26 protein-coding genes are annotated in these 24241 nt (G+C 68.0%); 22 read left to right on the plus strand and 4 right to left on the minus strand.

The genetic code is table 11. The annotated features are described in order from the left end of the window. The 10 genes from K1Y73_RS01835 to K1Y73_RS01880 form a co-directional block, all read left to right on the plus strand. Positions 1-725, plus strand: a 725-nt coding sequence (locus K1Y73_RS01835; RefSeq protein ID WP_225026211.1) for a heparinase II/III family protein, incomplete at its 5' end; no start/stop codon positions are given. A gap of 19 nt (positions 726-744) precedes the next feature. After that, complete coding sequence (gene purH, locus K1Y73_RS01840) at positions 745-2358, plus strand: bifunctional phosphoribosylaminoimidazolecarboxamide formyltransferase/IMP cyclohydrolase (protein ID WP_225026212.1); 1614 nt, start codon at positions 745-747, stop codon at positions 2356-2358. 4 nt (positions 2359-2362) lie between these two features. Then, positions 2363-2878, plus strand: a complete 516-nt coding sequence (lspA, locus tag K1Y73_RS01845) for a signal peptidase II (RefSeq protein ID WP_225026213.1) — start codon at positions 2363-2365, stop codon at positions 2876-2878. 76 nt (positions 2879-2954) lie between these two features. Continuing rightward, the gene (locus K1Y73_RS01850) at positions 2955-3491 is read left to right on the plus strand and encodes a DUF3035 domain-containing protein (RefSeq protein ID WP_225026214.1); all 537 of its coding nucleotides are present in this window, start codon (positions 2955-2957) and stop codon (positions 3489-3491) included. Between the two features lie 52 nt (positions 3492-3543). After that, complete coding sequence (locus K1Y73_RS01855; protein ID WP_225026215.1) at positions 3544-4893, plus strand: M16 family metallopeptidase; 1350 nt, start codon at positions 3544-3546, stop codon at positions 4891-4893. Then, positions 4890-6206 carry a M16 family metallopeptidase gene (locus K1Y73_RS01860; protein WP_225026216.1) on the plus strand — a complete coding sequence of 439 codons (1317 nt, stop codon included), beginning with the start codon at positions 4890-4892 and terminating at the stop codon, positions 6204-6206. Before K1Y73_RS01855 ends, K1Y73_RS01860 begins: the two co-directional genes overlap by 4 nt. 100 nt (positions 6207-6306) lie before the next feature. After that, entirely contained in the window at positions 6307-8172 is a 1866-nt protein-coding gene (mutL, locus tag K1Y73_RS01865; protein ID WP_225026217.1) for a DNA mismatch repair endonuclease MutL, read from the plus strand. Then, positions 8169-9332 (plus strand): DNA recombination protein RmuC, encoded by a 1164-nt coding sequence (locus tag K1Y73_RS01870; RefSeq protein WP_225026218.1) that lies wholly within the window; start codon positions 8169-8171, stop codon positions 9330-9332. Before mutL ends, K1Y73_RS01870 begins: the two co-directional genes overlap by 4 nt. Further along, positions 9329-10255: an alpha/beta hydrolase gene (locus K1Y73_RS01875; protein WP_225026219.1), complete on the plus strand. Its 927-nt coding sequence runs from the start codon at positions 9329-9331 to the stop codon at positions 10253-10255. Before K1Y73_RS01870 ends, K1Y73_RS01875 begins: the two co-directional genes overlap by 4 nt. A gap of 34 nt (positions 10256-10289) precedes the next feature. Next, on the plus strand, positions 10290-10835 hold the full coding sequence (locus tag K1Y73_RS01880) for a HutD/Ves family protein (RefSeq protein ID WP_225026220.1): 546 nt from the start codon (positions 10290-10292) through the stop codon (positions 10833-10835). Here the strand turns inward: K1Y73_RS01880 and K1Y73_RS01885 are convergent. Continuing rightward, complete coding sequence (locus K1Y73_RS01885; RefSeq protein ID WP_225026221.1) at positions 10832-12058, minus strand: RsmB/NOP family class I SAM-dependent RNA methyltransferase; 1227 nt, start codon at positions 12056-12058, stop codon at positions 10832-10834. The two genes, K1Y73_RS01880 and K1Y73_RS01885, sit on opposite strands and share 4 nt — an antisense overlap. Positions 12059-12129: 71 nt before the next feature. Here K1Y73_RS01885 and K1Y73_RS01890 point away from each other — a divergent pair, with 71 nt between their 5' ends. Continuing rightward, positions 12130-12333 carry a DUF1674 domain-containing protein gene (locus K1Y73_RS01890; protein ID WP_225026222.1) on the plus strand — a complete coding sequence of 68 codons (204 nt, stop codon included), beginning with the start codon at positions 12130-12132 and terminating at the stop codon, positions 12331-12333. Between the two features lie 32 nt (positions 12334-12365). Here K1Y73_RS01890 and dapB read toward each other — a convergent pair whose 3' ends face one another. Further along, the gene (gene dapB, locus K1Y73_RS01895) at positions 12366-13175 is read right to left on the minus strand and encodes a 4-hydroxy-tetrahydrodipicolinate reductase (protein WP_225026223.1); all 810 of its coding nucleotides are present in this window, start codon (positions 13173-13175) and stop codon (positions 12366-12368) included. Positions 13176-13270: 95 nt separating this feature from the next. Here dapB and rbfA point away from each other — a divergent pair, with 95 nt between their 5' ends. From rbfA to K1Y73_RS01915, 4 genes are read left to right on the plus strand one after another with little or no spacing between them, the layout of a single operon-like run. Beyond that, on the plus strand, positions 13271-13723 hold the full coding sequence (gene rbfA / locus K1Y73_RS01900) for a 30S ribosome-binding factor RbfA (RefSeq protein WP_225026224.1): 453 nt from the start codon (positions 13271-13273) through the stop codon (positions 13721-13723). 3 nt (positions 13724-13726) lie between these two features. Next, positions 13727-14461, plus strand: a complete 735-nt coding sequence (locus K1Y73_RS01905; protein ID WP_225026225.1) for a phosphodiester glycosidase family protein — start codon at positions 13727-13729, stop codon at positions 14459-14461. Between the two features lie 3 nt (positions 14462-14464). Further along, positions 14465-15367, plus strand: a complete 903-nt coding sequence (truB, locus tag K1Y73_RS01910) for a tRNA pseudouridine(55) synthase TruB (RefSeq protein WP_225026226.1) — start codon at positions 14465-14467, stop codon at positions 15365-15367. After that, positions 15364-15870 carry a DUF1643 domain-containing protein gene (locus K1Y73_RS01915; RefSeq protein WP_225026227.1) on the plus strand — a complete coding sequence of 169 codons (507 nt, stop codon included), beginning with the start codon at positions 15364-15366 and terminating at the stop codon, positions 15868-15870. The genes truB and K1Y73_RS01915 overlap by 4 nt, the downstream gene beginning before the upstream one ends. A gap of 18 nt (positions 15871-15888) precedes the next feature. Here K1Y73_RS01915 and K1Y73_RS01920 read toward each other — a convergent pair whose 3' ends face one another. After that, positions 15889-16923 carry a calcium-binding protein gene (locus K1Y73_RS01920; protein WP_225026228.1) on the minus strand — a complete coding sequence of 345 codons (1035 nt, stop codon included), beginning with the start codon at positions 16921-16923 and terminating at the stop codon, positions 15889-15891. 323 nt (positions 16924-17246) lie between these two features. On the opposite strand from K1Y73_RS01920, the gene rpsO reads away from it, so the two are divergent. From rpsO to K1Y73_RS01940, 4 genes are all read left to right on the plus strand, one after another. Further along, positions 17247-17516, plus strand: a complete 270-nt coding sequence (gene rpsO, locus K1Y73_RS01925) for a 30S ribosomal protein S15 (RefSeq protein ID WP_225026229.1) — start codon at positions 17247-17249, stop codon at positions 17514-17516. A 374-nt stretch (positions 17517-17890) separates the two neighbouring features. After that, positions 17891-18262 carry a type II toxin-antitoxin system death-on-curing family toxin gene (locus K1Y73_RS01930; protein ID WP_225026230.1) on the plus strand — a complete coding sequence of 124 codons (372 nt, stop codon included), beginning with the start codon at positions 17891-17893 and terminating at the stop codon, positions 18260-18262. 172 nt (positions 18263-18434) lie between these two features. After that, entirely contained in the window at positions 18435-20579 is a 2145-nt protein-coding gene (gene pnp / locus K1Y73_RS01935) for a polyribonucleotide nucleotidyltransferase (RefSeq protein ID WP_225026231.1), read from the plus strand. An 82-nt stretch (positions 20580-20661) separates the two neighbouring features. Next, positions 20662-20856 carry a hypothetical protein gene (locus K1Y73_RS01940; protein ID WP_225026232.1) on the plus strand — a complete coding sequence of 65 codons (195 nt, stop codon included), beginning with the start codon at positions 20662-20664 and terminating at the stop codon, positions 20854-20856. A 5-nt stretch (positions 20857-20861) separates the two neighbouring features. Here K1Y73_RS01940 and K1Y73_RS01945 read toward each other — a convergent pair whose 3' ends face one another. After that, positions 20862-21419, minus strand: a complete 558-nt coding sequence (locus tag K1Y73_RS01945) for a manganese efflux pump MntP (protein ID WP_225026233.1) — start codon at positions 21417-21419, stop codon at positions 20862-20864. Between the two features lie 298 nt (positions 21420-21717). Here K1Y73_RS01945 and K1Y73_RS01950 point away from each other — a divergent pair, with 298 nt between their 5' ends. The 3 genes from K1Y73_RS01950 to K1Y73_RS01960 all read left to right on the plus strand — a co-directional run bounded on the left by K1Y73_RS01950 (position 21718) and on the right by K1Y73_RS01960 (position 24232). Further along, complete coding sequence (locus K1Y73_RS01950) at positions 21718-22926, plus strand: GTP-binding protein (RefSeq protein ID WP_225026234.1); 1209 nt, start codon at positions 21718-21720, stop codon at positions 22924-22926. Further along, complete coding sequence (locus K1Y73_RS01955) at positions 22926-23192, plus strand: DUF6525 family protein (protein ID WP_225026235.1); 267 nt, start codon at positions 22926-22928, stop codon at positions 23190-23192. Before K1Y73_RS01950 ends, K1Y73_RS01955 begins: the two co-directional genes overlap by 1 nt. Positions 23193-23269: 77 nt before the next feature. Then, positions 23270-24232 carry a hypothetical protein gene (locus tag K1Y73_RS01960; protein WP_225026236.1) on the plus strand — a complete coding sequence of 321 codons (963 nt, stop codon included), beginning with the start codon at positions 23270-23272 and terminating at the stop codon, positions 24230-24232. Positions 24233-24241: the final 9 nt, after the last annotated feature.

Genomic DNA, 24241 nt, shown 5'->3' on the forward strand with positions numbered 1-24241 from the left:
ATGCCTCGACCGCGGCGTTCGAACTGACCTCGGGCCGCCGGCCCTTGGTGGTCAATTGCGGCTCGGGCCTGCCCTTCGGCGCCGATTGGCGGCTGGCGGGGCGGGCCACGCAATCGCATTCGGCGCTGACGCTGGCGGGGTCGTCCTCGTCGCGCTTCGGGCGCAGCGCGGGGTCGGCGCGGCTGGACGATGCGGCCCGCGTCACCGATCTGCGCCAGGCCGCCGGCAGTGAAGGCGCGCTGGTGCATCTGGCCCATGACGGCTGGTCGGCCACCCATGGCCTGACCGCGCTGCGCGACTTGCACCTGTCGGCCGATGGCCGCCGGCTGGGCGGCACTGACACGCTGGTTGCCCTGACCGCAGCCCAGCGCCGCCGGCTGCAGGATGTGCTGGCCCGGTCGAACCTGGCCGGCATCGGCTTTTCCATCCGCTTCCATCTGCATCCCGATGTGGATGCGCGGCTGGACATGGGCGGCAATGCCGTGTCGATGGCGCTGCGCTCGGGCGAGATCTGGGTCTTCCGCCATGACGGCCAGGGCCGCCTGGCGCTGGAGCCTTCGGTCTATCTGGAAAAGACCGGCCTGACCCCGCGGCCGACGCAACAGATCGTGCTTTCCGGCACGGTGACGGAAATCGAGACCCGGATCGGCTGGACCTTGGCCAAGGCACAGGATACTCCGCTGGCCATCCGCGACCTGGACCGGGACGATCCGGTCCCCATCTGACTGCCATCAGAGGACCAGCATGACCGTCACCGCCCCCGTCTCTTCCGCCCCGACCGCCCCGATCCGCCTGCGCCGCGCGCTGTTGTCGGTGTCCGACAAGACCGGATTGGTCGATTTCGCCCGCGCGCTGCATGGCCATGGGGTGGAACTGCTGTCCACCGGCGGCACCGCCAAGGCGCTGCGCGATGCGGCCCTGCCGGTGCGCGACGTGTCCGAGGTGACGGGATTCCCGGAAATGATGGATGGCCGCGTCAAGACGCTGCATCCGATGGTGCATGGCGGGCTTCTGGCGCTGCGCGACAATGACGATCACGTCTCGGCGATGGAGACCCATGGCATCGGCGCGATCGACCTGCTGGTGGTGAACCTGTATCCGTTCGAGGAAACCGTGGCCAAGGGCGCCGATTACGCCACCTGCGTCGAGAATATCGACATCGGCGGCCCGGCGATGATCCGCGCCGCGGCCAAGAACCACGCTTTCGTGGCCGTGGTGACCGATGTGCAGGATTATGCCGCGGTGCTGGCCCAGATCACCGATCACGGCGGCACGACCTACGGCTTCCGCCAGCGCCTGGCGCTGACCGCCTATGCCCGCACCGCCGCCTATGACACCGCCGTGTCGACCTGGCTGGCCGGCGCCCTGGACGAAACCGCGCCCCGCTACCGCAGCTTTGCCGGCACCCTGGCCCAGACCCTGCGCTATGGCGAGAACCCGCATCAGCAGGCGGCCTTCTACCGCGACGGATCGTCCCGGCCCGGCGTCGCCACGGCGAAGCAATGGCAGGGCAAGGAACTGTCGTACAACAACATCAACGATACCGACGCGGCCTTTGAACTGGTGGCGGAGTTTGCCGGCCAAGGCCCGGCCTGCGCCATCATCAAACACGCCAACCCCTGCGGCGTCGGCCGGGGCGAAACCCTCGCCCAGGCCTATCAGCGCGCCTATACCTGCGACACGACCTCGGCCTTCGGCGGCATCGTGGCGCTGAACCAGCCGCTGGATGCCGCCACGGCCGAGGAAATCGTCAAGATCTTCACCGAAGTCGTCATCGCCCCCGGCGCCAGCGACGAGGCCAAGGCGATCTTCGCCGCCAAGAAGAACCTGCGCCTGCTGACGACCGAAGGCCTGCCCGACCCGAAACAGGGGATGCTGGCCTTCCGTCAGGTCTCGGGCGGGTTCCTGGTGCAGGATTCGGACGTGGACAGCATCACGCCGGCCGATCTGAAGGTGGTCACCAAACGCGCGCCCACCGCGCAGGAGTTGGAAGACCTGTTCTTCGCCTGGAAGGTCGCCAAGCACGTCAAGTCGAACGCCATCGTCTATGTGAAGGACGGCGCCACCGTGGGCGTGGGCGCGGGCCAGATGAGCCGGGTCGATTCGACCATGATCGGCGCGCGCAAGGCGGCGGAAATCGCAACGGCCCTGGGCCTGGCGGAAAGCCCCGCCATCGGCTCGGTCGCGGCGTCTGACGCCTTCTTCCCCTTCCCCGACGGGATCGAGGTTCTGGCGGCCAATGGCGTGAAAGCGGTGATCCAGCCCGGCGGCAGCCTGAAGGATGCCGATGTGATCGCGGCGGCCGACCGGCTGGGCCTGGCCATGGTGCTGACCGGCCAGCGCCATTTCCGGCACTGATCGCATGCGGATCGCCCTTCTTGCCGCAGCCCTGACACTGGCCGCCGATCAGGTCTCGAAAGTCCTGATCGTGCATGGGCTTGACCTGCGCAACCGCGGCGAAATCGACGTGCTGCCGCCGTTCCTGAATTTCCGCATGGCCTGGAATCGCGGCATCAATTTCGGCCTGTTCACCGGCGAGGGCGATCTGACGCGCTGGCTGCTGATCGCGGTGGCGCTGGTGATCTCGGCCTGGGTCTGGCTGTGGGTGCGACGCACGACTCCCTCGGCCCTGGTGCAGGTCTCGGCCGGAATCCTGATCGGCGGCGCCCTGGGCAATGTGATCGACCGGCTGGCCTATGGCGCGGTGGCCGATTTCCTGAACATGTCCTGCTGCGGGATCGAGAATCCCTTCGCCTTCAACATCGCCGATATCGCGATCTTCGCCGGGGCCTTCGGGCTGGTGCTGTTCGCAGGCGGTCCGGCGCGGGGGGCGGGAAATCCGCCAAAGCGCGGGAAACGTGACCGAAAGACCCCGTGACGGGGCCGGACACTTGCGCTAAGACGATGGGCGAAGGGCCGGACAAGGCCGTAAGACGACGGGCGGAGGCAGGCGAATGCGGGCAGGACGGGGCGTGACGGCCATCGCGAGCGTTGCGGTGCTGGCGCTTCTTGCCGCTTGCGGCCAGAAGGGCGACCCCAAGCTGATGAATCTGCGGTCGACCGAAGGGCCGGACGAATTCGCCATCGTGCCCCCCAAGCCGCTGATGATGCCCGACACTCTGGCCGATCTGCCGCCGCCCACCCCGGGTGGCAACAACCGCACCGATCCCACGCCCGAAGCCGATGCGATCGTGGCGCTGGGCGGCAAGCCGCAGGCCCAGGCGGGCGGCGTGCCGTCGACCGATGGCGCGCTTTACGCCCATGCCGGCCGTTTCGGCGTCGATGGCGGCATCCGCTCGACGCTGGCCGGCGAAGATCTGCAATGGCGGCGCGACAACAATGGCCGGGTGCTGGAACGGCTGTTCAACCTGAATGTCTATTACAAGGCCTATGCCGATATGGCGCTCGATCAGCAGACCGAGCTGGCCTATTGGCGCAAGCGCGGCCTGCTGACGCCCTCGGCCCCGCCGCGGGGCAAGGACGAGAAATAGGCCCTCGCGCCGCAACCCCGGCCCGGCGGGGCCGGCCCTTCCCGGAGCCCGCATGCGCCTGTTCCCCTTCCTGGCCCTGAAGCCGCTGGTGCTTCTGACCGCCCTTCTTGCCCCCCCGGCCCTGGCCGAGCAGGTGACCACCTTCCGTCTCGACAACGGGCTGGATGTGGTGGTGATCGAAGATCACCGCGCGCCCCTGGTGGTGCAGCAGATCTGGTATCGCGCCGGCGCCGCCGATGAGATGCCCGGCAAATCCGGCATCGCGCATTTCCTGGAACATCTGATGTTCAAGGGCACCGAAAAGATCCCGCCCAACATGTTCTCGGCCCTGATCGAGCAGCAGGGCGGCGATGACAATGCCTTCACCTCGTGGGATTACACCGCCTATTACCAGCGCATCGCCGCCGACCGGCTGGAAATGGTGATGGAGATGGAAGCCGACCGGATGCGCAACCTGCGCATGACGGAAGATGACGTCACCACCGAGCGTCAGGTGATTCTGGAAGAACGCGCCCAGCGCACCGACAGCGATCCGGGCGCGCTTCTGGGCGAACAGATGCGGGCGGCGCTGTTCCTGAACAGCCATTACGGCATCCCGATCATCGGCTGGCGTCACGAGATGGAAGGGCTCGGCCGCGACGACGCCCTGGCCTGGTATCGCAAATATTACGCGCCCAACAATGCGACGCTGATCATCGCCGGCGACGTGACCCCCGATGAGGTCAGGCGTCTGGCCGAGAAATACTATGGCCCCATCGCGCCTTCGGACGGCATCGCCCCGCGCATCCGCCCGCAAGAGCCGCCGCAACTGGCCGAACGCCGCCTGAAACTGGCCGACGAGCGGGTCTCGAATCCCTATGTCTACCGCGTCTATCTGGCCCCGGAACGCAATCCGGGCGACCAGGACGAAGCGGCGGCGCTGCTGATTCTGGCCGAGTTGCTGGGCGGATCGGGGCAGACCTCGGTTCTGGCCCGCGCGCTGCAGTTTGACACGCAAACCGCGGTCTATACCTCGGCCTTCTATGACGGCACCTCGATCGACGATGGCACGTTCGGCCTTTATGTCGTGCCCGCCCCCGGCGTCACGCTTGAGGCGGCCGAGGCGGCCGTGGACGCGACCCTGGCCGATTTCCTGCAGAAAGGCCCCGATCCGGCCGCGTTCGAACGGATCAAGACCCAGATCCGCGCTTCGGAAATCTATGGCAAGGACGATCTGCAGGGCCTGGCGAACATGTATGGCGAAGAACTGACCATCGGCCTGTCGGTCGAAGACATCCAGGGCTTCGACGAGGTGCTGGCGGGCGTGACGATCGAAGACGTGATGGCCGCCGCGCATCAGGTTCTGAACCGCAATTCCTCGGTCACCGGCTGGCTGACCCAGCCCGAAGAGGCCGTGAAATGAGCTTCCTGCGCCCCGTTCTTGCCGCCCTCGCCCTGGCCCTTGCCACCCCCGCCCTGGCGGAAATGAAGATCCAGGAAGTCACCAGCCCCGGCGGGGTGAAGGCCTGGCTGGTCGAAGATCACGGCATCCCCTTCACCGCGCTGGAAATTCGCTTTGTCGGCGGCACCTCGCTGGATGCGCCGGGCAAGCGCGGCGCGACAAATCTGATGGCGGGCCTGATCGAGGAAGGCGCCGGCGATTTGGACAGCCGCGGTTTCGCCGAGGCGCGCGACGCGCTGGCCGCCAGCTTCCGCTTCGATGCCAGCAATGATGCCTTCTCGGTTTCGGCCAAGTTCCTGACCGAGAATCGCGATCAGGCGGTGGATCTGCTGGCCCTGGCCCTGACCGATCCGCGCTTCGATCAGGATGCGGTCGACCGGGTGCGCGAACAGGTTCTGTCCGGGCTGCGCTCGGATGAAAAGGATGCCGGCACCATCGCCAGCCGCAGCTTCGACCGTCTGGCCTTCGGCGACCATCCCTATGCCTCGGCCGGCGAGGGCACGGTCGACAGTGTCACCGCCCTGACCCGCGACGATGTGATCGCGGCCTGGAAGGGCGCGCTGGCTCGCGACCGGGTGGTGATCGGCGCCGCGGGCGACATCACCGCCGAAGAGCTGGGCCTGGTGATCGACCGGCTTCTGGGCGGCCTGCCCGCCACCGGCGCGCCGCAACCCGGCCCCGCGCCCTGGCTGCTGAAACCCGGGGTGACCGTGGTCGATTTCCCCTCGCCGCAATCGGTGGTCTATTTCGGCCATCAGGGCATCGACCGCGACGATCCCGATTTCTTCGCCGCCTATCTGTTGAACGAAGTCATGGCCGGCGGCCGGTTTTCCTCGCGGCTGATGCGCGAAGTGCGCGAAAAGCGCGGTCTGACCTATGGGATCGGCACCTGGCTTATCCCGATGGATCTGGCCGATCTGTATCTGGGCCAGTTCTCGGCCTCGAATGACAAGGCCGGGCCGGCGATGGATGTGGTCAAGGCCGAATGGGCGCGGATCGCGGCCGAAGGCATCACCCAGCAAGAGCTGGACGAGACCAAGACCTATCTGACCGGCAGCTATGCGCTGCGCTTTTCCGGCAACGGGCCGATTGCCGGCATTCTGGCCGGGATGCAGCTGGACCATCTGCCGATCGACTATGTCGACACGCGGAATGACAAGATCGAGGCGATCACGCTGGAAGACGTGCAGCGCGTGGCCAAGCGGCTGTACCAGCCCGACCAGCTGCATTTCGTGGTGGTGGGCCAGCCCACCGGCCTGACCTCGACCCCCTAGGCACCGCCGGGGCGGGGCGCGATTTTTCGGCGAAAAATCGCCCGCTGCCCGGCCGCGCTTTGGCTTTCGCGACTCGGGGTCACCTGCTAGATATATACGGATGACCCTTCACACCCCCAAGATAACGGGCGCCGCCGGGCGCCCGGTGATCCGCCAGCTGGATGAGGCGGCAGTGAACCGCATCGCCGCGGGCGAGGTGGTGGAACGCCCGGCCTCGGCGGTGAAGGAACTGGTGGAAAACGCGCTCGACGCGGGCGCCGGCCGGATCTCGGTCGAATACAGCGATGGCGGCAAGACGCTGATCCGCGTCACCGACGATGGCTGCGGCATGACGGCCGAGGACCTGCCGCTTGCGCTGACCCGCCATGCCACGTCAAAGATCGACGGTTCCGACCTTCTCGACATCCGCTCTTTCGGCTTCCGGGGCGAGGCGCTGCCCTCTCTGGGCGCGGTCGGCCGGCTGACCATCACCTCGCGCGCCCAGGGCGCCGAAGGGGCGCGGATCACCTGCGATGGCGGCCGTCTGGCCCCGCCCCGCCCCGCCGCGCTGACCCGCGGCACGGTCGTGGAACTGCGCGACCTGTTCCACGCCACCCCGGCGCGGCTGAAATTCCTGCGCAGCGACCGGGCCGAGGCCCAGGCGATCCACGAAGCGGTGAAGCGTCTGGCCATGGCCGAGCCGACGGTGGGCTTCACCCTGACCGAGGTCACCGCCGATGGCCCCCGCACCATCCTGCGGCTCGACCCGGAAACGGGCGATCTGTTCGATGCGCTGCACCGCCGGCTGACCCGGCTTCTGGGCGCCGATTTCACCGCCAACGCCCTGCCCATCGACGCCACCCGCGACGGGCTGCGCCTGGCGGGCTATGCGGCGCTGCCCACCTATTCCCGCGGTTCTTCGGCCCAGCAATATCTGTTCGTCAACAGCCGCCCCGTCACCGACCGGCTGCTGCTGGGCGCGCTGCGGGCCGCCTATTTCGACGTGTTGTCGCGCGACCGCCACCCGGCGGCGGTGCTGAACCTGATCGCCGATCCGCAGCGCGTCGATGTGAACGTCCACCCCGCCAAGGCCGAGGTGCGTTTCCGCGAACCCGATGCGGCGCGCAGCCTGATCATCACCGCGCTCCGCACCGCTTTGTCCAGCGCCGCGCCGCGCTCGGCCACCACGCTGGCCAGCGAGACCCTGGCCGCCTTCCGCCCCGAACCACAGGCCGGCCCGCAACCCGCCCCGCGCCCCTGGCCGCAATACCCCTCGCTTGACCCGCGCCCCAGCCAGGCCACGCTGGCGCAATCCTACGCCTTCCAGTCGCCCGCCCCCGGCTTTGCCGAGGCGCCCCAGGCCCGCATCGCCGAAGACGCCGCCGCCCCCGCGCCCGAGGACAGCGCCCATCCCCTGGGTGCCGCCCGCGCCCAGTTGCATGAAAACTGGATCATCGCGCAAACCGCCACCGGCATGGTCATCGTCGACCAGCATGCCGCGCATGAACGGCTGGTCTATGAACGGCTGAAACGCCAGCTTGACGAAAACGGCATCGCCCGCCAGGCGCTGCTGATCCCCGAAATCGTCAGCCTCTCGCCCGCCGATGCCGCACTGATCCTGTCGGCCGCCCCGCAGCTGGCCGAAGCCGGGCTGACGGTCGAACCCTTCGGCGGCGCGGCCGTCGCCATCACCGAAACCCCCGCTGTGCTGGGCGCCGTGAATGGCGAGGCGCTGTTGCGCGACATTCTGGACGAATTGGCCGACCAGGGCGCCAGCCAGCTGACCCGCGCGCGGATCGACGCCGTCCTGTCACGCATGGCCTGCCATGGCTCGGTCCGCTCGGGCCGGCAGCTGCGCCCCGAGGAGATGAACGCCCTGTTGCGCGAAATCGAATCCACGCCGAATTCCGGCCAGTGCAACCATGGCCGCCCCACCTGGGTGGAGTTGAAACTGCACGATATCGAACGGCTGTTCGGCCGAAGATGATCACGCTCTTTGGCCAGACCTATGCCTGGACCGCGCCCGAGATCCTGATCCCCGGCGCCGCTCTTCTGGGCCTTGCGCTTGCGCTGCTGCTGATCCTGCGCGCCGCCCGCCGCAGCGCGCGCAGCGCCGAGCCGATGCTGCGCGAGCTGATCTTCATGGGCCAGCGCGTGCAGGCCCTGTCCGAAGGCCAGGAGCGGCTGACCGGCGGGCTGACCCATGTCTCGGAAGCCGCGGCACACAGCCAGTCGTCGCTGCTGCGGCTGATGGAAAGCCGCCTGGCCGATGTGCAGCGCCAGATGACCGAGGCCCTGCACGGCACCGCCACCCGCACCGCGCGGTCCTTGGGCGAATTGCAGCAAAGGCTGGAAACCATCGACAAGGCGCAGGCCAATATTGAGAAGCTGTCGGGCAATGTCTTGTCTTTGCAGGATATCCTGTCGAACAAGCAGACCCGCGGCGCCTTTGGCGAGATCCAGCTGCATGACATCGTGCAAAAGGCCCTGCCCTCGGATTCCTACACGATGCAGGCCACGCTTTCGAACGGCCGTCGCGCCGATTGCCTGATCCATCTGCCGCAGCCCCCCGGCCCCATCGTCATCGACGCGAAATTCCCGCTTGAGGCCTATGAGGCGCTGCGCCGCGCCCAGACGCCGCGCCAGCAGCAGGAAGCCGCCACGCTGCTGCGCGGGGCGGTGCGCCAGCATCTGCGCGCCATTGCCGAGCGCTACATCGTCGAAGGTGAAACCGCCGACGGGGCGCTGATGTTCCTGCCCTCGGAAGCGGTCTATGCCGAATTGCACGCGAATTTCCCGGAAATCGTGCGCGAAGGCTTTGGGCTGAAGGTCTGGATCGTCTCGCCCACCACCTGCATGGCCACGCTGAACACGATGCGTGCCGTGTTGAAAGACGCCCGCATGCGCGAACAGGCCGGCGCGATCCGCAAGGAATTGTCGCTGCTTTACGGCGATGTCGACCGGCTGTCGCAGCGGGTGGAAAACCTGGATCGGCATTTCGGCCAGGCCGCGAAAGACCTGGACGAGATCAAGATCTCGTCGGACAAGGCCGCCAAACGCGCCCGCCGGCTGGACAATTTCGATTTCGAGGAACTGGCGCCCGGCCTGTCCGCGCCGCCCGCCCTGGGCAAGGCGGCCGCCGAATGAAACCCTTCCCCCTGGCCCAGGCCCTGGCCGCCCTGTTCCTTTCCGCCCCGGTCGGCGCGGTCGAGATGCAGATCCCCGGCCCGCTTGGCCCGCTTGCAGCCCAGGCGATCGCGGTTCAGGACGCGCGCCATGTCGTGGTGCTGATCCCCGGCTCGGGCCCGACCGATCGCGACGGCAATGGCCCGCTGGTGCGGTCCGACACCTACAGGCTGCTGGCCGAGGGCCTGGCCGAGGCCGGCATCGCCTCGGTCCGGATCGACAAGCGCGGGCTGTTTTCCAGCGCCGGCGCGATTGCCGATCCGAATGCGGTGACCCTGGCCGATTATGCCGCCGATGCCCGCGCCTGGGTGGTCGAGGCGCAGGGGCTGGCGCCCTGTGTCTGGCTGATGGGCCATTCCGAAGGCGGGCTGGTGGCGCTGCTGGCCGCGGGCGATCCGCCGCCGGGCCTGTGCGGGGTGATCCTGCTGGCCACGCCGGGCCGCAAGGTCGGGCAGTTGATGGTCGAACAAGTGGCCGCCAATCCGGCGATGTTCTTCCTGATGGGCGAGATGCGCGCCATCGTCGCTGATCTTGAGGCCGGAACGCCGCGCCCGGCCCAGACGATTCCGCTGCCCTTGCGCCCGCTTTTTCCGCCCGAGCTGCAACCCTATCTGATCGACGTCTTCGCCCATGATCCGGCGCAACTGGCCGCGGGCTGGTCGGGGCCGGCGCTGATCGTGCAGGGCGGGCGCGACATTCAGGTCACACCCGCCGATGCCGATATCCTGGCCCGCGCCATGCCGCAGGCGCGGCGGCAGGATCTGCCCCTGGCCACCCATATGCTGAAAGACGATCTGCCCGGCCAGCCTTTCGCCACCTATGCCAATCCCGCGCTGCCGCTTGATCCGGCGCTGATCCCGGCGATCAGCGCTTTCCTGCCCTAGATCGCGGTCCCTCCGCCCTGTCCTCGGATCCCAGATGCGCCACCTGACCCAAGCCGATTACACGCGCCAAGCCTGGAAGAACGGCGCCGGCACCACGACCGAGATGCTGCGGATCCAGACGCCCGCCGGCCTGCTTCTGCGCCTGTCGCGCGCCGCGGTGGTGGAAGACGGGCCGTTTTCCGTCTTTCCCGGCATCGCCCGCAACCTGACCGTGCTGTCCGGCCCCGGCTTCCGGCTGACCGGCCCGGGGCTGGATCTGCGCTGCGACCCGCTGGTGCCGGTGGCCTTCCCGGGCGATCTGCCGGTTGTGGCGACCGAGACGCAGGGCCAGCAATCCGACGATTTCAACGTGATGACCGCTGTCAGCCTGCCCGCCCCCGAGGTGATCCTTGCCCAGAACGACCGGCTTCCCGCCGGCGGTCTGCTGGCGCTATACGCGCTGGGGCCGGTCACCGTGAACGGCGCAGACGTGGCACGCAGCGATCTGATCCTGACCGAAGGCGAGGCGCTTTTGCAGGGCGACTGGCCGGTGATCGCGGCGCGGATCTTCGGCCTGCCCCCGGCCGAAGCGGGGCTTTAGCCGCGCCGCAGCCGCGCGATGAAGAACCCGTCCATCCCGCCCTGCGCGGCCCAGTAATCCGGCCTGAGCCGCAGCCCGCCGTCTTCCGTCCACCAGGTCTCGTCCACGCCGGGCAAGGCCATCCGCTCGGTCCCCAGCCCCGGATGCCGCGCCAGCGCCGCGGCCAATTGGCCCTCGCCCTCGTCCGGCAGCAGCGAGCAGGTTGCGAAGACCAGCCGCCCGCCCGGCTTCAGCCAGGCCAGCGCCCGGTCCAGCAGCCGCGCCTGCAAGTCGACCAGGCCGGCGATTTCCGACCCGTCCTTGACGAAGGGCAGATCCGGGTGGCGCCGCACCGTTCCGGTCGCGGAACAGGGCGCGTCCAGCAGGATCGCATCGAAAGCGCCGTCCGGTGACCAGTCCAAAGCATCGGCCACCACGATTTCGGCCGACAGCCCGGTCCGCGCCAGATTGTCGCGCAGCCGCGCCATCCGCGGGCCCGAAATGTCCAGCGCGGTGACCCGCGCCCCCGCCGCCGCCAGCTGCAAGGTCTTGCCGCCCGGCGCGGCGCACAGATCCAGCACCCGCTCGCCGGGCTGCGCCGCCAGCAGCCGCGCCGGCAGGGCGGCCGCGGCATCCTGCACCCACCAGCCCCCGGCCTCATAGCCCGGCAGGGCCGAAACCTGGCCGGGTGCCGTCAGCCGCAGGCTGCCCGTGGGCAAGGCCTCGCCCTCGGGCGCCAGGGCCCCGGGGCGCAGCGTCAGGTCCAAAGGCGGCTCGGCGGCGAAGACCGTCTCCATCTCCGTCACCGCCTCGCGCCCCCAGGCATGGACCAGCGGTTGGCGCAGCCAGCGCGGCAGTTTCTGCACGCCCGGCAAGGGTCCCTCGGGCACGGCCCGCAACACGGCATTGACCAGCCCGGCCAGATGCCGGGTCTTGCCGCCGCGCTTGGCGATTTCGACCGCGGCATTCACGACACCATGGCCCGCAGCCCCCTGGGCGCGTTCGACCACCGCCAGCCGCAACAGGTTGCGCACCGTCAGAGGCGGCGCCTTCCGCAGATGCGGGGCCAGCGCCCGGTCGGCCGACTCCAGCGCCCGCAGCGTGGCATCGGCCAGCCGCAAGGCCCGCGCCCGGTCGGCCGGCGGCAGATCCGGCGCCGGCAGCGCGGCCAGCATCTGCCCCTCGCCCAGGACCGCATCCAGCATCGCCAATGCCGCCGCCCGCGCCCGCACGCCTTCTGCCATGGCCATTCCCTTTGCACCCGCCGCCCCGGCGCCCTATATCAGCCCGGACCCCGGCACAAGGAAACCCGACCATGGCCGACCCGACGCAAGACCCGGCGCAAAACCCGGCGCAAGATCTTCCCCCCGCCGCCCAGCGCGCCCTGGCCGAGGCCGAGGCCCGCCGCAAGGCCGCGACCGAAGCCGCTCTGCCCAAGGAATATGGCGGCCGCAAAGCGGGGCCCGAGCCGGTGCGCTATGGCGATTGGGAGAAAAAGGGCCTCGCCATCGATTTCTAGGCGCCCTGATTTTCGTAGAAAATCGGTTCCCCTCAAAGACCCAGCACGTCCATCATGTCATATTGCCCGGGCTTCTTGCCCTGGCCCCACAGCGCCGCCCGCAGCGCGCCGCGCGCGAAGATCGCCCGGTCCGTCGCCACATGGCGCAGCACCACCCGCTCGCCCGCGCCGGCAAACAGCACGTCATGCTCGCCCACGATATCGCCGCCGCGGATCGCCGAAAAGCCGATCGTGCCGCGGTCGCGCGCGCCGGTGATTCCGTCGCGCCCCGAAACCTTGGCCGTCTCGAAATCCACCCCGCGCCCCTTGGCCGCGGCCGCGCCCAGCATCAGCGCCGTGCCCGAGGGCGCATCGACCTTCATCCGGTGATGCGCCTCGATCACTTCGATATCCCAATCCTCGTCCAGCGCCGCGGCCACTTTCTCGACCATCTTCACCAGAAGATTGACGCCCAGGCTCATGTTCCCGGCCCGCACCACCACCGCATGGCGCGCGGCCGCCGCGATCTTCTCCAGATCCGCCGGCTCAAGCCCGGTCGTGCCGATCACATGCACCGCCCGCGCCTGCGCGGCCAGCCCGGCATAGTCCACCGTCGCCGCGGGGCGGGTGAAATCCAGAACGCCCTGCGCGCGGGCAAAGGCCTCGACCGGATCGTCGGTCGCCTTGACGCCCCAGGCCGGCCCGCCCATCGCCTCGCCCAGATCGCGCCCGACCCAGTCATGCCCCTCGCGCACCAGGCCCGCCACCAGCCGCGCCTTGCCGCTGTCCTGCACCACCTGCGCCAGCATCCGGCCCATCCGGCCCGACACGCCCGTGACCACCAGTCCCGGCATCTCGCTCATCTTCACCTCCTGCGCTGGCCCCCGCTTTAGCGCCCAACCGCCCGCACCGAAACCCCGCCGTTGCGGGCCGCCGCGAAAGGCCCTATGTCGGGCAAATGTCCAACAAGCGCACCCATACGGGGCAAGGCCCCTCGCAGCGCCAGCTGCGCGTCGGCGAATTGATCCGCCGCACCCTGTCCGACGTGCTGAACCGGGCCGAGATCCACGACCCCGAGCTGAACGCCATGTCGATCACCGTGGGCGAAGTGTCCTGCTCGCCCGATCTGAAGATCGCCACCGTCTATGTCATGCCGCTGATGGGCTCGGTTCCGGTGGCCGAAGCCATCGCCGCGCTGGCCCGCAACAAGGCCGAGCTGCGCCATCGCGTCGCGCAGGACATGACGCTGAAATACGCCCCCGACCTGCGCTTCCGTCCGGATGAAACCTTCGACCGGCTGGACGACACCCGTCGCATGTTCTCGGACCCGGCGGTGGCGCGCGACATCGCGCAGCCGGATGACGCCGAGGATCAGAACGGGGACGCAGACGGAGACGGGGCGCGCGACTGAACCATGCCTGCGCTTCTTGCCCTGATCCTGGCGCTTCTGACCCTTGCCGCGCCATCCGCGGCCCAGGCCTGCCACGATGACCAGTTCGAGGGGATCTCTTTCACCCTGTGCGAAGTCGGGCCCGGCGATGACCTGCAGCTGTTCCATTCCGGCGCTTCAGGCCCCTATGGCAGTTTCCGCGCCATCGACCAGGCCCTGGCGCAGAAGGGCCAGACCCTGGGCTTTGCGATGAATGCCGGCATGTATCACCGCGACCTGTCGCCGGTGGGCCTGTACCGCGCCGATGGGGTCGAGCTGTCGCCGCTGATCACCAGCGCCGGGCCGGGGAATTTCGGCCTGCTGCCGAATGGCGTCTTCTGCTGGGGCAAGGGCCGCTACCGGGTGATCGAAAGCCGCACCTTCAAGGCCGAGGCGCCCGATTGCCGCTATGCCACGCAATCGGGCCCGATGCTGGTGATCGGCGGCAAGCTGCATCCGAAATTCCTGGCCAGCAGCGATTCCACCTATATCCGCAACGGCGTGGGCGTGTCGAAAGACGGCAAGCGCGCCGTCTTCGCGATTTCCAACCAGGCGGTGAATTTCCACCTCTTCGCCCGGTTCTTCCGCGACCATCTGGGCCTGCGCGACGCGCTGTATTTCGACGGCAATATCTCGCGCCTTTATGCGCCCGACCTGAAACGCCATGATGGCGGCTTCCCGATGGGGCCGATCCTGGGCACCGTGATCGCGAAAGGCTAGGGCATGGCCCGCAAGCGCAAGGGAAACCCGGTCCATGGCTGGGTGGTGGTGGACAAGCCCGCCGGCATGGGCTCGACCGAGGTGGTCAGCCTGGTGCGCCGCGCCTTCGAGGCGCAGAAGGCCGGCCATGCCGGCACGCTGGACCCCGACGCGACCGGCGTTCTGGCCGTGGCGCTGGGCGAGGCCACCAAGACCGTGCCGCTGATCGCCGAGGCGCTGAAATGCTACCGCTTCCGGGTGACCTTCGGCGCCGCGACCTCGACCGACGATGCCGCCGGGGCGGTTCTGGCGACCTCGGCCCTGCGCCCGTCGCGCGACGATATCCTGGCCGCCCTGCCCGGCTTCCGCGGCCAGATTTCGCAGGTTCCGCCGCAGGTCTCGGCGGTGAAGGTCGATGGCGAAAGGGCCTATGACCTGGCCCGCGAAGGCGTGCAGATGGATCTGGCAGCGCGGCCCCTGTGGGTGGATCGGCTGGAGCTGCTGGACCAGCCCGATGCCGATCATGCCGATCTTGAGATGGTCTGCGGCAAGGGCGGTTATGTGCGCGCGATCGCCCGCGATCTGGGCGCGGTGCTGGGCTGTCTTGGCCATGTGCAATGGCTGCGCCGCAGCTGGTCGGGCCCGTTCCGCGCCGAAGATGCCGTGACGCCCGACGCCCTGCGCGCCCTGGCCGAGGCCGGCCGGCAGGACGAGGCGCTGTTGCCGCTGGAGATCGCCCTGGGCGACCTGCCGCAGCTGCAAGCCACGCCCGAAGGGGCGGTGCGGCTGCGCCATGGCAATGCCGGCCGCGTGCTGGGCCATCTGCCCTGGGGCGAGGCCGCCTGGGCTTCGGACCAGGGCCAGGCCTTGGCGGTGGGCGTCTATCGCGACGGCGAGTTGCATCCGAACCGGGTGTTCAACCGGTGATCCTGCGCCGGCATGCGGCTGGGGGCACCCTGTCCGAGGCCGCCTATTCCGCCTGCCAATCCTATCGCTACGCGCTGACCCGCTGCTGGCAGGCCCAGGCGCCGCGGCTGGCTTTCGTGATGCTGAACCCCTCGACCGCCAGCGAATTGGCCAATGATCCGACCGTCGCCCGGTGCGAGGCGCGGGCGCGCGATCTGGGCTATGGCGCGTTCCGGGTGGTAAATCTGTTTGCCTTCCGCGCCACCGATCCGCGCGCGCTGAAGGCCACGGCCGATCCGCAGGGGCCGCTGGCCGACCGGGCGCTGGCCGAGGCGGCGGATTGGGCCGACCATCTCCTGTGCGCCTGGGGCAATCACGGCGGCTTCCGTCAGCGCCATGCCGCCGTCCTGCCGCTGCTGCGCGCCGCCGGCAAGCCGCTGTTCCATCTGGGCCTGACCGGCGCCGGCCAGCCGCGCCATCCGCTTTACGTCGCCCGCGCCCGGGCGCTGGACCCCTGGGTCTAAGCCCGGCGCCGCGCCCGTTCAGGCCGCCAGCAGCTGGATATCGGCCAGGTCCACCACACCATTGACCGTGGCCAGTTCGGTCCCGTCCAGGAAGATGCGCGACAGATCCTGCCCTTCGACCGGCTCGACCGTCAGCTGCGGGTCGGCATGGGCCTGCGCATCGTAGACCACCACGATCTGATCCTCGGCCGCATCGTAATCGCTGATCGCCGCCGGATCGCCCGCGCCCTCGTCCAGCCATTGGCTGAGCGTGAACGTATCCGCCCCCGCCCCGCCCGAGGCCTGGTCACCGGCGCCCAGCAGCAGCCCATCGTCGTCCTCGCCGCCATTCAGGAAATCGGCACCGTCATCATCGCCTTCGGGAAAGACGCCCGACAGAAAATCGGCGCCGGCATTGCCATCCAGCGTATCCGCCCCCGCGCCACCGGCCAGCGAATCATCGCCATCGCCGCCGGCCAGCCAATCCGCATCCGCGCCGCCGTCCAGGCTGTCGGCACCGCCGCCGCCCAGCAGCGTATCCGCCCCGTCTTCGCCCGACATTCTGTCATCGCCTTCCCCGCCCGCCAGCGCATCGGCCCCATCGCCGCCCTGCGCCAGATCGTTGCCGTCCTGGCCCTGCAAGACGTCATCGCCCGCCCCGCCCGACAGCGTGTCATCGCCCGCGCCGGCCCAAAGAATGTCATCGCCGGCCTCGCCCCCGATCAGATCCTGTCCGGCCCCGGCATTGATCTGGTCATTGCCGCCGCCGCCCCAGATCCCGTCGTCATTGCCCGCACCATCCAGCAGATCATCGCCCGCCCCGCCCTGCAGGCTGACCGCCGCATCGGCCGGCACCGGATCGTCACTTGTGTGAATGCCGTCGCTGTCTTCTGCCGATCCCGCCGCCGCCCCCTGTGCAGAATCGTCTTGCAGCAGGTCGCCGCCACCATCGGCGGGCGGGTCCGCGGATGTGTCGTCCTCGTCGTCGGAATTGGCGGTCTGATCGATGGCCAGAACCCCTTCGGCCACGACCCCGGCAAAAACCGCCCCCAGCAGGCTGATCAACCCCAGCATCACCCGTCCTTCACCCACAGCCGCGCCGCCAAGGTTAACGCAAGGATTTGTTAACCATTTGATAGCGCGTATGAAATCAGGATCCGAATAGCACGAATCGGCCGTTTCCGCAAAGCGGCCGCCCCGCGGCAATTGCGACAAATGCGGCAGACAGCTTGGCGCCGATGCGCCGGCGGGTGGGGCGGATGGTGGGCCGCATCGCGGCTCTTCCCTTTGGGCGCGTTTTCCCCTATAGGCGCGCATCCGCCCCGCAAGGGCGGTCAAGGGCCCTGCTGGACGACATCCCGGCTTGTGCCGTCATCGTAACCCGAAAGGAGCATCCGATGTCGATCACTGTTGAAGAAAAGACCCGCCTGATCAAGGAATACGGCACCAAGGAAGGCGACACCGGCTCGCCCGAGGTGCAGGTTGCGATCCTGTCGTCGCGCATCGCGACGCTGACCGAGCATTTCAAGACCCACAAGAAGGACAACCACTCGCGTCGTGGCCTTCTGATGCTGGTCGCCCAGCGCCGCAAGCTGCTGGACTATCTGAAGAAAAAGGACGAATCGCGCTACACCGCGCTGATCGGCCGCCTGGGCCTGCGCCGCTAAGGCCAGCCGCAAGGTTCAAGGAAACGCCCGTGCCGAAAGGTGCGGGCGTTTTCATTTGGGCGCTCATGATTGGCTTGTCTTGTAGCCCAGAACACCACATCTTTTGGCCAAAGGCCGAAGCCCGGGGAACGAAATTGGCAAATGATCTTCGCAAAGGCAAAGTCGTGCGTCGAACGACCGGCAAACTCGCCTCCGCCGAACTTAGTGTATCGAAAGTGACCGGGGGTTGGGTCACCCGAGAAAGTTCGGGCGGCCGTCTTGTCGATGTTCGCAGCGCCGAAGGGACTTCAATGCCCAGTCCGAAGTCGCAAGCGGTGGTCGACGAGGCTTCCGGCCGGCGACGCGACGCACTCAAGCGCCTGGCCGATCGGTAGATGCACTATCGGCTGACATTGGCCGACGCGTTGACTGCCCATGACGAAGCCCTGCGCTATGGCGGGCGCGACGGGATCACCAGCCTGCACCTAATCGAATCCGCACTCGCTCGACCTTATTCGGGCTATCATCGCCCGATGGCTCGCAAGGCCGCTGCCGTCCTGCACAGCATGGTGGGCAATCACGGCTTCGTCGATGGCAACAAGCGGACAGCCTGGCTGCTGGTCGAACTCCTGATCGCTCGCAGCGGATACAGGCTCGCCATTCCTGACGACGCCCCCATCGATGACCTTGTCGTTGCCGTCGCCGCGGGGGAAATCGATTTCGGCGCGCTTGTCGACTGGTTCAGGGACAACCTGCGCAAAGCCTGACCGCGAATCTCTCTGCTTCCCATCCCGCCCGATTTCCTGTATGGCCCCGGCCATCTGTGACGTGACGCCCTTGGCCCCGGGCACATGCATCAGGATTGGGGCGGCGGCAATGGGGCCGCCAGACACGCGCGGCACCCGTCAGGGGATGGGAAAGCCCGCAAGAGGAAACCTTATGTTCAACATTACCAAGAAATCCATCCAGTGGGGCCATGACACGCTCACGCTGGAAGCGGGGAAGGTTGCGCGCCAGGCCGATGGTTCGGTCATCGCGACGCTTGGCGAAACCCAGGTCATGGCCAACGTGACCTTCGCCAAAGCCCCCAAGCCCGGCCAGGACTTTTTCCCCCTGACCGTGCATTATCAGGAAAAATACTACGCCGCCGGCAAGATCCCGGGCGGCTTCTTCAAGCGCGAAGCCCGTCCGAGCGAAAAGGAAACCCTGGTTTCCCGCCTGATCGACCGGCCCTGCCGCCCGCTGTTCGTTCCGGGCTTCAAGAATGAAGTCCTGGTCATGGCGACCGTCCTGTCCTGCGACCTGGTCAACGATCCCGACATCGTCGCGATGATCGCCGCCTCGGCCGCGCTGACCATCTCGGGCGTGCCGTTCATGGGCCCGATCGGCGCCGCGCGCGTCGGCTTCTCGAAGGGCGCCTATGTCCTGAACCCGCCGATGGACGACATGACCAAGCTGCGCGACAACCCCGAGCAGCGGCTCGATCTGGTTGTGGCCGGCACCAAGGATGCGGTCATGATGGTCGAATCCGAAGCCTATGAGCTGACCGAAGAGGAAATGCTGGGCGCCGTCGTCTTCGGCCACGAGCAGATGCAGCCGGTCATCGACCTGATCATCGACTTCGCGGAAGAATGCGCGAAGGAACCCTTCGACTTCGCCCCGCCGGATTACGCCGCGCTCTACGACAAGGTGAAGACCGCGGGCGAGGCGCAGATGCGTGCCGCCTTCGCGCTGAAGGACAAGCAGGAACGCACCAACGCCATCTCGGCCGCGGTCGACGCGATCAAGGGCACGCTGTCGGAAGAAGATCTGGCCGACATCAACCTCGGCTCGGCGATCAAGAAGCTTGAATCGTCCATCCTCCGCGGCGACGTGGTGAAGAACGGCATCCGCATCGACGGCCGCGACACCAAGACCGTGCGCCCGATCACCATCGAGACCGGCGCCCTGCCGCGCACCCATGGCTCGGCCCTGTTCACCCGCGGCGAAACCCAGTCGCTTTGCGTGGCGACCCTGGGCACCGGCGAGGATGAGCAGATCATCGACGCGCTGAACGGCAATTTCCGTTCGAACTTCCTGCTGCATTACAACTTCCCGCCCTATTCGGTTGGCGAAGTGGGCCGCGTGGGTTCGCCCGGCCGCCGCGAGATCGGCCATGGCAAGCTTGCCTGGCGCGCGCTGCAGGCGGTTCTGCCGCCGGCGACGGAATTCCCCTATACGATCCGCATCGTGTCGGAGATCACCGAATCGAACGGCTCGTCCTCGATGGCCACCGTCTGCGGCGGCTCGCTGTCGATGATGGATGCGGGCGTGCCGCTGAAATCGCCGGTTGCCGGCGTGGCGATGGGCCTGATCCTGGAAGATGACGGCTCCTACGCCGTGCTGACCGACATCCTGGGCGACGAGGATCACCTCGGCGACATGGACTTCAAGGTTGCGGGCACCGAAGCCGGCATCACCTCGCTGCAGATGGACATCAAGATCGCCGGCATCACGCCCGAGATCATGAAGCAGGCGCTGGCGCAGGCCCGCGACGGCCGGATCCATATTCTGGGCGAGATGAACAAGGCGCTGGCCGCTCCGGCCGGTTTCTCGGCCTATGCGCCGAAGATCGAAACGCTGACCATCCCGACCGACAAGATCCGTGAAGTGATCGGCTCGGGCGGCAAGGTCATCCGCGAGATCGTGGAAGTCTCGGGCGCCAAGGTCGACATCAATGATGACGGCGTGATCAAGATCGCCTCGTCGGATGCGGCGGCGATCAAGAAGGCGCATGACATGATCTGGTCGATCGTGGCGGAACCGGAAGTCGGGCAGATCTACACCGGCAAGGTGGTGAAGCTGGTCGATTTCGGCGCTTTCGTGAACTTCTTCGGCAAGCGCGACGGTCTGGTCCATGTGTCGCAGATCTCGGGCAAGCGGCTGAACCATCCGAACGAGCTGCTGAAGGAAGGCCAGGAAGTGAAGGTCAAGCTTCTGGGCTTCGACGAACGCGGCAAGGTTCGCCTGGGCATGAAGATGGTCGATCAGGAAACCGGCGCCGAGATCGCGCCGGAGAAGAAAGAAGAAGCCGCCGAAGGCTGATTTCTTTCACACCCTGTACAATCAAGGCCCCGCGGAACACCGCGGGGCCTTTTCTTGTCGTGAAGGCACGGGCCCGGCCAACATGGCCCCCTCCAGCTTCCAGAACAACCGCGTCACCAGCCACGACCGGATCCCGTCCCATGTCGCGGCAAACATGTCGCGCAAGCTGCGCCAGCTGGGCATCCTGTCGCAGATCGTGCCCGGCGCGGGTCGCCGGCCGGCGATCTACGGGTTCGAGCCGCTGATCGCGATCCTGCGCGAAAAGACCGGCGACTGACCGCCCTATCCCGCCAGATGCTCGACCAGGATCAGCGCGCCCAGGGCGAACAGGGCGCAGCCGCCCAGGGTCTCGGCCAGGCGGCCGAACTGGCGGCCCAGATAGCGGCCGGCCAGGATCCCGGTTGAGCTGAACAGCATCGTCGTGCAGCCGATCGCCGCGGCGATCACCAGGATATTGACCTCAAGGAAGGCCAGTGACACGCCCACCGCCATCGCGTCGATCGAGGTGCCAATCGCCGTGACCACCGTGGCCCACAGCGTCAGCGGCGCCCGGTCCTCGGCCGCGCCGCCGCGCCAGGCCTGCCAGACCATATGCCCGCCCACCGCGCCCAGCAGCGCGAAGGCGATCCAGTGATCCACCGCCGCCACATATTGGCTGAAGGCCATGCCCAGCGCCCAGCCGATCAGGGGCGTGATCGCCTCGATCAGGCCGAAGATCACCCCGGTGCGCAGCGCGAACCCCACGCCCGGCCGGCGCAGGCTGGCGCCCCGGCCAAGCGCCGCCACGAAGGCGTCAACCGACATGGAAACGGCCAGAACGCCGATGGAAACCGGGGTCATCACAAGATCCTCTGGGCTGATCCGGGCAAGGAACGGACCCCGCCCGCAGGGTCGCTTCGCCACGGTCTTGCAAGGCCCTGTCAGGCTAGGTCGTGCCACGCAGATCCGCTGCGAGAATGTTGACACGCCTCCGCCCGGTCTGGCGGCTGCTACTCCCCGATGCGGGCGACTTAGGCAATTGGGCAAAGAGTGTCAATGATAACAATCAGTTACACATGCTTCTCATTTGCAACTGGCAGGGCTTGCCCTTCGCGGCCCGCAATAGTAACGTTATATCATAACCATTCCGAGAGCCCAGATGCCCCGCCCCGACACCCGCCTGCCCGTCACCGTCCTGTCCGGCTTCCTTGGCGCCGGCAAGACCACGCTGCTGAACCACATCCTCAACAACCGCTCGGACCGCCGCGTCGCGGTGATCGTCAACGACATGTCCGAGGTGAACATCGACGCCGATCTGATCCGCGAAGGCAGCAGCCTGTCGCGCAGCGAGGAAAAGCTGGTCGAAATGTCGAATGGCTGCATCTGCTGCACCCTGCGCGGCGACCTGTTGGACCAGGTCCGCAAGCTGGCGGCTGAAGGGCGCTTTGACTATCTGTTGATCGAATCCACCGGCATTGCTGAACCGCTGCCCGTCGCCGCGACCTTCGATTTCCGCGACGAGGCGGGCGACAGCCTGTCCGATGTCGCGCGGCTGGATTGCATGGTCACCGTGGTGGATGCGATCAACCTTCTGGGCGATTTTTCCAGCCATGATTTCCTGGCCGACCGCGGCGAAACCGCCGGCGAGGGCGACGAGCGCACGCTGGTGACGCTGCTGACCGAGCAGATCGAATTCGCCGATGTCGTCGTGCTGAACAAGATCACCGATGCCGGGCCCGACCGCGCCGATGCCGCGCGCAAGATCATCAAGGCGCTGAACCCCGACGCGCGCCTGATCGAGACGGATCACGCCCATGTCGCGCCCGAGGCGATCTTCGACACCGGCCTGTTCGACTTCGACCGCGCCGCGACCCATCCGCTTTGGGCCAAGGAGTTGTACGGCTTCGCCGATCATACCCCGGAAACCGAGGAATACGGCATTTCCTCCTTCACCTATCGCGCCCGCGCGCCCTTCCACCCGGCACGGCTGCATGCGGTGCTGAATGGCGCCTTGCCCGGGGTGATCCGGGCCAAGGGGCATTTCTGGCTGGCGACGCGGCCCGACTGGGTGGCCGAGTTTTCGCTGGCGGGGGCGGTGTCCTCGGTGGCTCCCTTGGGCCGCTGGTGGGCGGGCGTGCCGCGCGACCGCTGGCCCGACCACCCCGAGGCCTTGCGCGAAATGGCGGCGAAATGGCAGGAACCCTGGGGCGACCGCCGGCAGGAAATCGTCTTCATCGGCCATGGCATGGACGAGGCGGCGATCCGGGCCGCGCTGGATGCGGCGCTGGTCGGCGCGCCGGGCTTTGTCCCCGCCGCCTGGGCCGGCCTGCCCGATCCCTTCCCCGCCTGGGGCCGCCGGGCGGCCTGATGCGCAACCTCGCCTCGCCCCGCGCCCGGGCCCGCGCGGGCGATCCGATGCGCGATCATGACGCGCTGCCCCCGGCCCTGCGGCAATGGGCGGCCCAGGCCGCCCTGCCCTGGAGCGCGCGCAGCCTGCGCCGCGCCTGGACCCGCGCGCTGGCCCGCACCGGCTGCCCCGATGCGGCCCTGCACCGCCTGGCCGCAGCCGAGACCGCCACCCTTGCGCGCGAGACGGCCCGGGTCTGGGGCCCGGGCTATCCGCGCGCCGATTGACCCGCCGATTGACCCGCCGATTGACCCGTTGCCCGGCCCGGCCCTCTGGCGCTATCCTGTGCGAAAAAGAGGCAGGCATGCGCAGCGACGACCGCAGCGACGATTTCGGAGACGAGGCCGCAGGCCCAGATGAGGATGCCGAGGCGCCGGTCGCGGTCGATGCTTTCGCACTTCAGCGCCAGCGCGTCGCCGATCTGGGCGGCTTCATGCTGGAGCTGGACCATCACGTCCTGACCTATCTGCCCGGACGCGGCGAAAGGCTGGTGGTCAGTTTCGACAATCTGGCCGCGGTGCGCGAAATGGATGACCGGATCATCTGGGGCCAGAAATTCCTGACCGCCCAGGGCTTTGACGTTCTGGGCCTGCAGATCAAACGCCGCGACTGGTACCGCGACCGCCAGGTGATCGGCGCCCTGACCGATCTGCGCGATGACGGCTTCTTCCGCCGCTTCCCGGCCGTGTCGATGTATGGCTCGTCGATGGGGGGCTTCGCCGCCCTGGCCTTCGCGCCCTTGGCGCCGGGCTGCACGGTGATGGCCTTCGCCCCGCAGCGCAGCCTCGATCCCGCGCTTTGCCCCTATGAGACGCGCTATCGCCATGCGCGGCAGACCACCGACTGGTCGCTGCCCTTCGGCGATGCGGCCCAGGGCCTGCGCGCGGCCAGCCGCGCCTATATCGCCTTCGACCCGACCCAGCCGGAAGACCGCGCCCATGCCGCAGCGCTTGACGCGCCGCATGTCACCTTCCTGCCGATGCGGCACATGGGCCACAAGCTGCCGCCCGGCCTGCTGAAGATGGGGCTTCTGAAACCCGTCTCGCTGGCCGCTTTCGAGGCGCGGCTTGAGCTGCCCGCCTTTGCCCGCCTGATGCGCGCGCGGCGCGACTCCATGCCCTGGCGGGCCGATTTCCTGGCCCGCTGCAAGGCGCGCGGCCATTACCGGCTGGGCCTGGCCCTGGCCGAAAAGATGATGGCGGACCGTCCGCATTGGAAGATCCGCCATCAGAAGAAGGAATTGGCGGCCGCGCTGGCGGCCGCCTGAACGGGGGCT

The sequence above is a fragment of the Xinfangfangia pollutisoli genome, assembly GCF_020179405.1.
GTDB lineage: Bacteria > Pseudomonadota > Alphaproteobacteria > Rhodobacterales > Rhodobacteraceae > Pseudogemmobacter > Pseudogemmobacter pollutisoli.

Bases quoted from the DNA above. Each gene is read 5' to 3' on its own strand.
- purH (WP_225026212.1), top strand. From the start codon at position 745: ATGACCGTCACCGCCCCCGTCTCTTCCGCCCCGACCGCCCCGATCCGC.
- lspA (WP_225026213.1), top strand. From the start codon at position 2,363: ATGCGGATCGCCCTTCTTGCCGCAGCCCTGACACTGGCCGCCGATCAG.
- K1Y73_RS01850 (WP_225026214.1), top strand. From the start codon at position 2,955: ATGCGGGCAGGACGGGGCGTGACGGCCATCGCGAGCGTTGCGGTGCTG.
- K1Y73_RS01855 (WP_225026215.1), top strand. From the start codon at position 3,544: ATGCGCCTGTTCCCCTTCCTGGCCCTGAAGCCGCTGGTGCTTCTGACC.
- K1Y73_RS01860 (WP_225026216.1), top strand. From the start codon at position 4,890: ATGAGCTTCCTGCGCCCCGTTCTTGCCGCCCTCGCCCTGGCCCTTGCC.
- mutL (WP_225026217.1), top strand. From the start codon at position 6,307: ATGACCCTTCACACCCCCAAGATAACGGGCGCCGCCGGGCGCCCGGTG.
- K1Y73_RS01870 (WP_225026218.1), top strand. From the start codon at position 8,169: ATGATCACGCTCTTTGGCCAGACCTATGCCTGGACCGCGCCCGAGATC.
- K1Y73_RS01875 (WP_225026219.1), top strand. From the start codon at position 9,329: ATGAAACCCTTCCCCCTGGCCCAGGCCCTGGCCGCCCTGTTCCTTTCC.
- K1Y73_RS01880 (WP_225026220.1), top strand. From the start codon at position 10,290: ATGCGCCACCTGACCCAAGCCGATTACACGCGCCAAGCCTGGAAGAAC.
- K1Y73_RS01885 (WP_225026221.1), bottom strand. From the start codon at position 12,058: ATGGCAGAAGGCGTGCGGGCGCGGGCGGCGGCATTGGCGATGCTGGAT.
- K1Y73_RS01890 (WP_225026222.1), top strand. From the start codon at position 12,130: ATGGCCGACCCGACGCAAGACCCGGCGCAAAACCCGGCGCAAGATCTT.
- dapB (WP_225026223.1), bottom strand. From the start codon at position 13,175: ATGAGCGAGATGCCGGGACTGGTGGTCACGGGCGTGTCGGGCCGGATG.
- rbfA (WP_225026224.1), top strand. From the start codon at position 13,271: ATGTCCAACAAGCGCACCCATACGGGGCAAGGCCCCTCGCAGCGCCAG.
- K1Y73_RS01905 (WP_225026225.1), top strand. From the start codon at position 13,727: ATGCCTGCGCTTCTTGCCCTGATCCTGGCGCTTCTGACCCTTGCCGCG.
- truB (WP_225026226.1), top strand. From the start codon at position 14,465: ATGGCCCGCAAGCGCAAGGGAAACCCGGTCCATGGCTGGGTGGTGGTG.
- K1Y73_RS01920 (WP_225026228.1), bottom strand. From the start codon at position 16,923: ATGCTGGGGTTGATCAGCCTGCTGGGGGCGGTTTTTGCCGGGGTCGTG.
- rpsO (WP_225026229.1), top strand. From the start codon at position 17,247: ATGTCGATCACTGTTGAAGAAAAGACCCGCCTGATCAAGGAATACGGC.
- K1Y73_RS01930 (WP_225026230.1), top strand. From the start codon at position 17,891: ATGCACTATCGGCTGACATTGGCCGACGCGTTGACTGCCCATGACGAA.
- pnp (WP_225026231.1), top strand. From the start codon at position 18,435: ATGTTCAACATTACCAAGAAATCCATCCAGTGGGGCCATGACACGCTC.
- K1Y73_RS01940 (WP_225026232.1), top strand. From the start codon at position 20,662: ATGGCCCCCTCCAGCTTCCAGAACAACCGCGTCACCAGCCACGACCGG.
- K1Y73_RS01945 (WP_225026233.1), bottom strand. From the start codon at position 21,419: ATGACCCCGGTTTCCATCGGCGTTCTGGCCGTTTCCATGTCGGTTGAC.
- K1Y73_RS01950 (WP_225026234.1), top strand. From the start codon at position 21,718: ATGCCCCGCCCCGACACCCGCCTGCCCGTCACCGTCCTGTCCGGCTTC.
- K1Y73_RS01955 (WP_225026235.1), top strand. From the start codon at position 22,926: ATGCGCAACCTCGCCTCGCCCCGCGCCCGGGCCCGCGCGGGCGATCCG.
- K1Y73_RS01960 (WP_225026236.1), top strand. From the start codon at position 23,270: ATGCGCAGCGACGACCGCAGCGACGATTTCGGAGACGAGGCCGCAGGC.